3 protein-coding genes and 1 pseudogene are annotated in these 9,268 nt (G+C 69.8%); all 4 read right to left on the reverse strand.

Features of this window, described 5'->3' with window-relative positions; all coding sequences use genetic code 11:
- Positions 1 to 6,090 (reverse strand): pullulanase-type alpha-1,6-glucosidase (gene pulA, locus RT309_RS05755; RefSeq protein WP_313355924.1); only part of this gene is annotated, 6,090 nt, incomplete at its 3' end.
- 350 nt (positions 6,091 to 6,440) lie between these two features.
- Entirely contained in the window at positions 6,441 to 7,415 is a 975-nt protein-coding gene (locus RT309_RS05760) for a ScyD/ScyE family protein (RefSeq protein ID WP_313355925.1), read from the reverse strand.
- Positions 7,416 to 7,576: 161 nt separating this feature from the next.
- Complete coding sequence (locus tag RT309_RS05765; RefSeq protein ID WP_191712625.1) at positions 7,577 to 8,755, reverse strand: thiolase family protein; 1,179 nt, start codon at positions 8,753 to 8,755, stop codon at positions 7,577 to 7,579.
- 47 nt (positions 8,756 to 8,802) lie between these two features.
- Positions 8,803 to 9,268, reverse strand: a pseudogene (locus RT309_RS05770) (transcriptional regulator); the annotation flags it as partial.

Below are 9,268 nucleotides of genomic sequence, written 5' to 3' on the forward strand. Positions count from 1 at the left end.
GGTCAGCGTCGCGCGCAGGGGCGCCCGTGTGTCGGAGGTGACCAAGAGCGTGTGCGCGCCGACGGCGAAGTCGTCGGGGATCGCGACGTCGAAGCGCACGGTGCCGTCTGCGTCGGCCGCGGGGATGCCGCGAACGACCATGGGCTCGCTGTGCACGGCCGCGGCGATCTGCTCGCCGGGGGCGAGACCGGTCACCGTCGCGCTCACGGCGCCGCCCTGCTCGACGGTGTGCGCTGAGAGCTCGAGCGCGACGTCCTCCGCTGCCTCTTCGGGCTCCGTCGGCTGACCGGGCTCCGTAGGCTCGCCGGGCTCAGTGGGCTCGCCGGGCTCCGTCGGCTCTTCGGGCTCCGTCGGCTGGCCGGGCTCCGAGCCGCCGTCCTGGGCGTCGACGAGCACCGCGACCGAACGCGCGGGGACGGTGACGGTGCCGCTCTCGGCAACCCACGTCGTGGTCTTGACGACCGCGTCCGCACCCTTCGCCTGCGCGGGGGTCAGGGCGAACGACCGGCCGGCGAGGCCGTCGACCGTCTGCGACACGGGCTCCGGCGAGGCGTTGAACACGACCAGCGCGCCGTCGAGCTCGGTGTCGACGTCCGGGCCGGCGGTGTCGTCGATCTGCATCACGATGACGCCGGGGGCAGCATCCGCTCCCCCGTCGGGGAAGGTGACCTTCTGCTGGATCAGCTCCGCCGAGCCGAGGCGCAGCAGGTCCACCTCGCCGCGCACGCGCAGCAGGTCGAGCGCCGCGGCCTCGGCCGCCGCCATGTCGGCGGCCTGCGGCTTGAGGGAGGCGTTCTCGAGCAGCGGGCGCATGAGGCCCCACTTCTCCTCGTTGTCGGCGGCCATCGGCAGCCCCGAGCCGAACGTCGACTCCTGCCCGGTCCAGTCGACGCGGTTGAACCAGTCACCCGAGTCGTAGCTGTTGCGGTCGAGCGACTTCGAGCGCAGCAGCTCGGTGCCGGCGTGCCAGAACGACGGCGACTGCGAAAGCGTCACGGTCGCGAGCGACAGCGTGTTCATGCGCACCCGGTCAGCCATCGAGGTGCCGACGGGCAGCTTGAAGACCGACAGGTCGTAGAGCGTCTCGTTGTCGTGCGCGTCGACGTAGTTGATCGTCTCGTCAGGCTGATCCGCGTATCCGGCGCGGGCGCCGCGGTAGTCGATGTCCTCACCCGCGGTGACCTTGCCGTCGCTGGTGGTGAACGTGTAGTCGCGCAGATTGCCGGCGAGGCCGAGCTTGACCAGATCGGTGTCATGCCCGAGGTCGGCGACCGCCTGCTCGGCGCTGCCGTTGATCGCATCGCCGTTGGGATCGGTGCCGAGACCGGTGCCGAAACCCTGACGGAAGGTCGACGATCCGTCGACGGGGCTGCCGCCGTGCACGGCGTCGCGCAGGCGGTCGTTGAACGTGCCGATGCCGGTGCCGCCCAGCTGGCCCTGCGTCGCCTGCTCGAACAGCGCGTTGTCGGCGACCTCTCCGAAGTTCCAGCCCTCGCCGTACAGGTAGACGGCCTTGCCGTCGACGCCGTCGTCTTCGAGGGTGAGGGCGTCGAGAGCCGCACGGACCGCGAGCATGTTGGCCTTGGAGTGGTGGCCCATCAGGTCGAAGCGGAAGCCGTCGACCTTGTAGTGCCGCGCCCAGGTGACGACAGAGTCGACCATGAGCTTCTGCGCCACCTCGTTCTCGGTCGCCACATTCTGGCAGCAGGTCGAGGTCTCGACCGAACCCGCGGCGTTGAGGCGGTGGTAGTAGCCGGGAACCACGCGATCGAGCACCGAGCGGTCGGCCTGGCCGGATGCCGCGGTGTGATTGAACACCTGGTCGAGCACGACCTGCAGGCCCATGCCGTGCAGCGCGCCGACCATCGAGCGGAACTCAGCGACGCGCTCACCGCCGTCGGGGTTCACCGCGTACGAGCCCTCGGGGGTCGTGTAGTGGTACGGGTCGTAGCCCCAGTTGAAGCCGTCCTTCGCGGCGATCTCCGAGATGCACGCCTGCTGCGCGGTGTCGGCCGGGCCGTACGAGGCGAGGTCGCACGCGGGCAGGGCCTGGGCGCCGCGGTTCTCCTCGATGGTGGCGATGTCGAACGACGGGAGCAGGTGCACGGTGTTGATTCCGGCATCCGCCAGCTGACGCAGCTGCTTCGCGCCGGCGCCGTCACGGGTGAACGCCAGGTAGGTGCCGCGCTCGCCCTCGGGCACGGTCGTGTCACCGATGGAGAAGTCGCGGATGTGCAGCTCGTAGATCGAGCGATCGACGGGCTTGTCGATCACCGGTGCCTTCGTCCGGCTCCAGGCCTTCGGCGCGAACGCCTTGTCGGTGAGGTCGACGGCGACCGAGCGCTCGGAGTTCTTGGTCAGAGCGACCGAGTACGGGTCGGTGACCCTGTTGGTCTCGATCGCGCCCGTGGCGGGGGCGTACACGACGACCTCCCACAGGTACTCGTCGTTCTTCAGGGCCTTCTTGCCCTTGACCGTCCAGACACCGGAGCCCTTGTCGTAAGCCGCCTTGTGACGCGTGGGCTCGGCGTCGGAGCCGGCGTCCCAGGTCAGCAGGCTGGCGCTCTGCGCGGTCGGCGCCCACAGGCGGAAGGTCGGGTTCACCCCGTTGAACATGATGCCGAGCTTCTGCTTCTGCACCTCGTCGGCGTAGAGGTCGTCGAGCACGCCGGCGATCTGCACACCGGTGAATGCCGTGAGGGCGCCCGCGGTGTCACGCTGCGCCACGGCCAGCTGACCCTTCAGCAGGGCCGCGGCATCGGCATCCGGAACGCGCAGCGCGATGTAGCCGGCGAGCGCGGGGAAGCGCTTCTTCTGCGCGTCGGTGAGCCCGCCGTCGACGCGCTCGAGCGCGATCGAGTCGGCGCCGGTCACCTCGCCGTCGGCCACCTTCACCGAGGCGTCTGCGGATGCGTGCAGCTCGTACGCCGCGCGCTCGGGCGCACCGAGTGTGGCCGGCCAGGCGATGGTGCCCTCATCGATCCATTGCGCGCGCAGCTCGCCGGTGCCGGGCAGGGGCGCGTCGTCGCTGGAGATCTCGAGCACGTGCGTCTCGAGCGTGTAGCGGAAGGAGGTCACCTTTCCCTCGGTGGCGCTGAACGAGTAGTTCGCGCCGTCGCGTGCGCCGTCGACGCCGTAGTTCTCGGCCCAGCTGAGACCGTGCGCGGCCTTCAGCTCGTAGGCGCCGGTGGGCAGCGCGTCGGTCGAGAACTCGTAGACGCCGTCACGGTCGCCATCGGCCATGAGGGTGGCGAGGCAGTCAGGCGTCCAGTCGGCGGCGCAGCCGAGCTCGTCCTGCAGAGAGCCGGGAAGGGTCACGATCGGCCCCTCGGAGCTGGACTGCACGACGTTGGTGCGCGGGTCGAAGTAGAACGTGATGGGTCCGCCCTTGTGGCTGACGGTGACGTTCGGGCCATCGAGTACGCCGTTCGCGCCGTAGTTGATCGCCCAGCTGCCGTCGATCGCGGCCTTGTAATCGTAGTCACCGGCGGGCAGGTCGAAGGTGCCGGCCCAGACGCCGTCCGCGCGCAGAGTCAGCTTCGCCTTCTCGCAGGCCGGGTCCCAGTCGCCTGCGCACCCCATCTCGGAGTTGAGGCTGCCGGGCACCGTCACCATCTCGATCGGCGACTCGGGCTGCTCTTCAACGGCGAGCGAGACCTGGTTGCCGACCGAGGCGTAGGTGGATGCTGCGGAGTGTGCGCCCGCGGCATCCGTCGTCACCGTCCGGTACTCGACCAGCGTCCCCTTCTTCAGTCCGCGGATGTCGTGGAACACGCGGGGCTCGGTGTCCTCGGCGGTGCCGAGGGCGTGCCACTCGTCGGAGCCGACGACGCGCCAGGCGAAGCTCGCCTGAGCCCACTGGTCGGCGATGTCGGCCTGCACGGGCGACTGGCCGCTGAGAGCGGCACCTGCAGCGGGAGCGGCGATCGTCACGGGCGCGGCTTCGGCGGGGGCGGTTACCGCGGCATCGGCCTTCCAGACGACTGCCGAGAGCGCGGGCACAGTGATCGTCGTCGCGGCACCCGCATCGGTCGTCAGCGCCGTCGCGTCGCCGTACAGCACGCTGTACGAGGCGTCGCCGGTGAGCGTGGTGAGGTCGACCGTCTGGGCGGAGGTCGCGTTGTTCACGGCGACGAGGTATTCGACCTTCTCGTCGGCGTCGACGCGCGAGAACGCGTAGACGCCGGCGCCGGATGCCGCATGACGCTCGATCTGCGCGCCGCCGCTCAGCGCCGGATGCTCATCGCGCAGCGCCGAGAGGGCGGCGATGTGCTCATAGAGCGGAGCGTCGGTGTCGTAGCGGTCGACGGATCCGGCCTTCTCGCCCGTGATGAGGTTCTGGTTCTCGTACTCGTCGACCTGGGTCGCGAACAGCGTCTGACGGGCGTCCTTGTCGCCGCCTGTGCCGGCGAAGCCCTGCTCGTCGCCGTAGTACACCACGGGCTGGCCACGGGTGAGGAACATCAGCTCGTTCGCGAGCTCGGTGCGCTGCAGCGGGGCGTCGGTGCTGCGCAGGAACGATCCGACCCGGCCCATGTCGTGGTTGCCGAGGAAGGTCGGCAGCGCCGTCGCGCTGGAGTGGGCCGTCGTGTACCGGTCGTCGCCCGCGAACAGGGTCTGCAGGCCCTTGGCGGAGTTGCCGGAGGCGTAGCTGACCGCCGACGACTGGAAGGTGAAGTCGAGCACCGAGTTCATGTCGGTGTCGCGCACATAGGGTGCGAGCTTGACCGGGTCGGCGTCGTACACCTCGCCGAACATGAAGAACTCGTCGTTGCCCTGTGCGTGGGCGTAGTCGAGGACATCCTCGGTCCAGGTCTGCCAGAACTCGAAGTTCACGTGCTTGACGGTGTCGATGCGGAAGCCGTCGATGCCGAGGTCGATCCAGTCCTGATAGACCTTCACGAAGCCGTTGACGACGGTCGGGTGCTCGGTCATCAGGTCATCCAGACCGTCGAAGTCGCCGTAGGTGACGGATTCGCCTGACCAGGTGGAGTTTCCGCGGTTGTGGTACAGAGTGGGGTCGTTGAGCCAGTCGGGGGTCCTGGCCGATTTCTCGGCGTCGGCGATCACCGGAGTGTAGGGGAAGCTCGTCGCCGGGTCGAGGGCCGGGAAGTCGTCGGTGCCGGCGTACTCGGCGGGATCGAAGGCGGTGCCGTCGGCGGTCTTGTACGGCTCGGTCGCCTGGTCGATGTACGAGTACTGCTTCTCGCTGTAGTCGACGACGTCGGCGGTGTGATTGGTGATGATGTCGAAGTACACCTTGATGCCGCGCTCATGGGCGTCGGCGATGAGCGCCTCGAGCTCGGCGTTGGTGCCCAGGTGCGGGTCGATGCGCGTGAAGTCGGTCACCCAGTAGCCGTGGTAACCGGCGCTCGCATCGGCACCGGCGCCCTGCACCGGCTTGTTGGCGAAGCTGGGGGTCAGCCAGATGGCTGTCGTGCCGAGCCCCTCGATGTAATCGAGCTTCTCGTGCAGGCCGGCGATGTCGCCGCCCTGGAAGAAGCCCTTGTTCGTCGGGTCGAAGCCCGTGGCGAGCCGGTCGCCCTCGATGCCGCCGGTGTCGTTCGACGAGTCGCCGTTGGCGAAGCGGTCGGTCATCACGAAATAGAACTGCTCGTCGGAGCCCGCCTGGCGCACGGGCTCGGCGATGAGCGCATCATCGGCAGCGGTGTAGCCCTGCTGCATCCCCTCGACCTGGACGCCGACGCGCTTGATGCTGTCGTCGAACGTGAACCGCAGGGTCGCCGGCCCGGCAACGGTGAGCGGGATGTTGTCGCCGCCGCCGTCCAGACCGTACGCCTCGTCCCACCCGTCGTCGAGCGCGACCTTGTACTCGTAACTGCCTGCCGGCACCTCGAACTCCGCCGAGTAGATGCCCTCGGCTCCGGTCGGGGCGAGCTCGGTCTCGGCGCAGTCCGGCGCCCAGTCGCTGGCGCAGCCGAGCTCCGACTGCAGGTCGCCGACGAGCGCCACCGTGCGGTCGGCGGCCGCAGCGGGTGCGGCCAGCACGCCGAAAGAGGACAGGCCGGATGCCACGAGTGCGGCGGTGGCGAGCAGGGCGGTACGGCGTAGAGAGGTCTTCTTCGACACAGATGCTCCGTCAGGAAGGGCGCGTCGACGCGCCGGTGGCTGTGCCGCGACGGTAACAGGAGTGGCCGACCTTCTGCAAGCGCTTCCAGCACCCGGAAGCGCAAGAAACCGCGATCATCGTGACGGCTCTAGGCGGAGACCGCAAGCGCTTCCAGATCGCGGACGCCGGGCACACCAAGGATTGGCACGCAGTTCACCCCGCCGTCACCTGCGGCGCGTACAACTGTCAGTGCGCGGCGCAGAGCTTGACCGGATCGGGTGCCTCCACCGCCGCGCCGTGGTGAGCGTGGCGCTCCCACCGCGGTCGCAGACCGCGAGACCCCCGCCGAATCGGGTCGGCGGGGGTCTCTTCATGCGATCGTCAACGGCGGATGTGGGCCTGCACCTTCACCTTGCCCTTGGCGATGCTCACCAGCGTCCCCGGCCCACCGTCCGCCGAACAGCTCCGCGATGTACACGCGGTTCGCGGCGATGGACAGGCTGGTGGGTCCGGAGAAGCCTGAGGCGACCTGCGTCATCGCACCCGTGCGGCTGTCGATGCGCCACAGTGCTCCGAGTGACGCGGACTCACCGGGGAACCCGGGAAGCGTGGTGACGTAGATCGCGCCACCAGGGCCGACTGCGACGCCCGTCGGCACCGGCTCGGCGTAGTACACGTCGCCGATCGCGCAATCGCCCAGGCCCAGCATCCCCGCCGTCTCGGCGGTCAGTGTCACGGGCACCGGCGGCAGCACAGCGACGGTGCGGATGGCTCCCTTCGCGGTCACCTCGTACACCGCGTTGGCTGCGGCATCCGCCACCAGCCACCCGCTGTGCCATGCGGTCACTCCGTAGACGTGCGAATCCAGCAGTCCGTCGTAGGCGGTGCCCGCCGCGCAGCTCGCGGGGTCGGTCACGCCGTAGCTGTTGCCGGAATCCGGATTGTTCGCCATCTCGTAGGCGTGCAGATCGATGTATGTGGTCTGACCGCCGGGGCTGCGCACGTTCAATCCACTCTCGGTGATCACCGGCGGTTCCGACGCACCGTCCTCGACGGAGGATCCGTATGCGAGCCACGCTCCGCGCACCGCGAGACCTGCCAGCCCGGGGACGCCTTCGACTATCGGCGCGATGCGGCCATCGGGCTGCAGCTGCCCGACCGTTCCGGTGCCGCCGTCGGCGACGAGCACCCGGTGCCCCTCCACCGCCAGGCTGAACGGAGCGGCGAGCTGTGAGGACCATTCCTCCAGCACCGGCGTCCGATCGGCCGCCGACGCCGCCGTCGGCACCACGAGGATGAGCGCTGCCGCGGCCCCGACCGCGGCGAGCGCGCGAGAAGTACGCATATCTGCCTCCGATTCCCGATCCGCGAGCGGATCTTCGTGCCGAGGGCGACGAACCACTCCCGGCGCCACCCCAGCGGCGGCTGAACCCGATTGTGGACATGCCCACCCGCCTTCTCAAGAGGTGGGACGGAAGAGGGGGGAAGGTCGGGGGCCGTCCCCGATCAGAGGCGCTCGAGGATGAGAGCGTTCGCCATGCCTCCGCCCTCGCACATGGTCTGCAGCCCGAGGCGCCCCCCGGTGGCCTCGAGATGATCGAGCAGCGTGCCGAGCAGGCGGGTGCCCGAGGATCCGAGCGCGTGCCCGAGCGCGATGGCACCACCGCGCGGGTTGAGCTTGACGGGGTCGGCATGGAGTTCGCAAGCCCACGCGAGCGGCACCGAGGCGAAGGCTTCATTGACCTCGTATGCGTCGAGGTCGTCGATCGTCAGCCCGGCGCGCTCGAGCACGCGACGCGTGGCCGGGATCGGCCCGGTGAGCATGAGCATCGGGTCGTCCCCGATCACATCGAACGCGCGGAAGCGGGCGCGCGGCGTGAGCCCGAGCTGCTCGGCGCGGTCGGCGCTCATCATCAGTGCCGCCGAGGCGCCGTCGGTGAGCGGAGAGGAGTTGCCGGGAGTGATGCGCCAGTCCAGCTCCGGGAAGCGCTCGGCGAGAGCATCCGTCCGGAAGGATGCCGGCAGCCCTGCGAGCCTCTCGACCGTGGTGCCCTCGCGCACGGTCTCATCGAGCCGGGCATCCGGCGCCTCCGGGACGGGCAGTACCGTGCGGTCGAAGAAGCCGTCGCGCCACGCCCGGGCAGCGCGGGCGTGCGACTCGGCGGCGTAGGCGTCGAGCGTCTCGCGGTCGAGACCCCATCGCTGGGCGATCAGCTCGGCGCTGACGCCCTGGTTGACGAGCCCGTCGGGGTAGCGCGAGCGCAGCCGCGGCGACATCGGTGTTCCGCCCGCGGCCGAGGCACCCAGCGGCACGCGGCTCATCGACTCCACTCCGCCGACGATGACGATGTCGCTCTCGCCCGCAGCGATCCCGGCGGCGGCGAAGTGCACGGCCTGCTGGCTCGAGCCGCACTGGCGATCGATGGTGGTCGCGGGCACGGACTCGTCGAACCCTGCGGCCAGCACCGCCTGACGGGCGATGTTCATGGCCTGATCGCCCACCTGGCTGACGCAGCCCAGCAGCACGTCGTCGACCTGACCGGATTCGAGCCCGTTGCGCTCGATGAGCGCCTGCATCACACCGGCGGCCAGGTCGACGGGATGCACACCCGACAGCATCCCGCCCGGCTTCCCGCGGCCCACTGGGGTGCGGACGACATCGACGATCACGGCTTCGCTGCTCATGGGTCCATCCTGCCCCCTCGAGGGCCGGGGGTCACCGAACAAGCCCTTCACTCGGTGAGCACGGGGTCGGGTGCCAGCGGGTCGGCGAGCAGCCGATCGAAGGCGGCGTCCGCGGCGCCGATGAGCAGGCGGTCTGCACCGAGCGCGGCGGATGCCAGCTGCAGGTTCTCCGCGGAGGCGGCGAGCGCCTGCGCCAGCACGGCGTCGTCGAAGGATTCGCGATCGAGGTCCCGGAGCACGGCGAGGAAACCGCCCAGGACGATCATCGACGGGTTGAGCACGTTGGCGGCATTGCGGAGCGTAGCGGCCAGGATCCGGCGCTGCCTCGCCGCCTCCTCGCGCGCCTGCACTCCGGCGCTGTCGCCGAGCGCGCGGGCGAGCTCGTCGTCGTCGGCCCAGCCCAGGCCTGTCGACGCCAGCAGACGCGCACGGTTGACCTCGTCCTCGAGCACGCCGTCGTCGACGCGTCGATCTCTGGCATCCGCGATGCACGCAGCCGTCTGGCCCCACTCC

The sequence above is a fragment of the Microbacterium sp. genome (genome assembly GCF_032084865.1).
Lineage (GTDB): Bacteria > Actinomycetota > Actinomycetes > Actinomycetales > Microbacteriaceae > Microbacterium.

Excerpts from the sequence above, each read along its gene's own strand:
- RT309_RS05760 (WP_313355925.1), bottom strand. The coding sequence starts at position 7,415 with ATGCGTACTTCTCGCGCGCTCGCCGCGGTCGGGGCCGCGGCAGCGCTC.
- RT309_RS05765 (WP_191712625.1), bottom strand. The coding sequence starts at position 8,755 with ATGAGCAGCGAAGCCGTGATCGTCGATGTCGTCCGCACCCCAGTGGGC.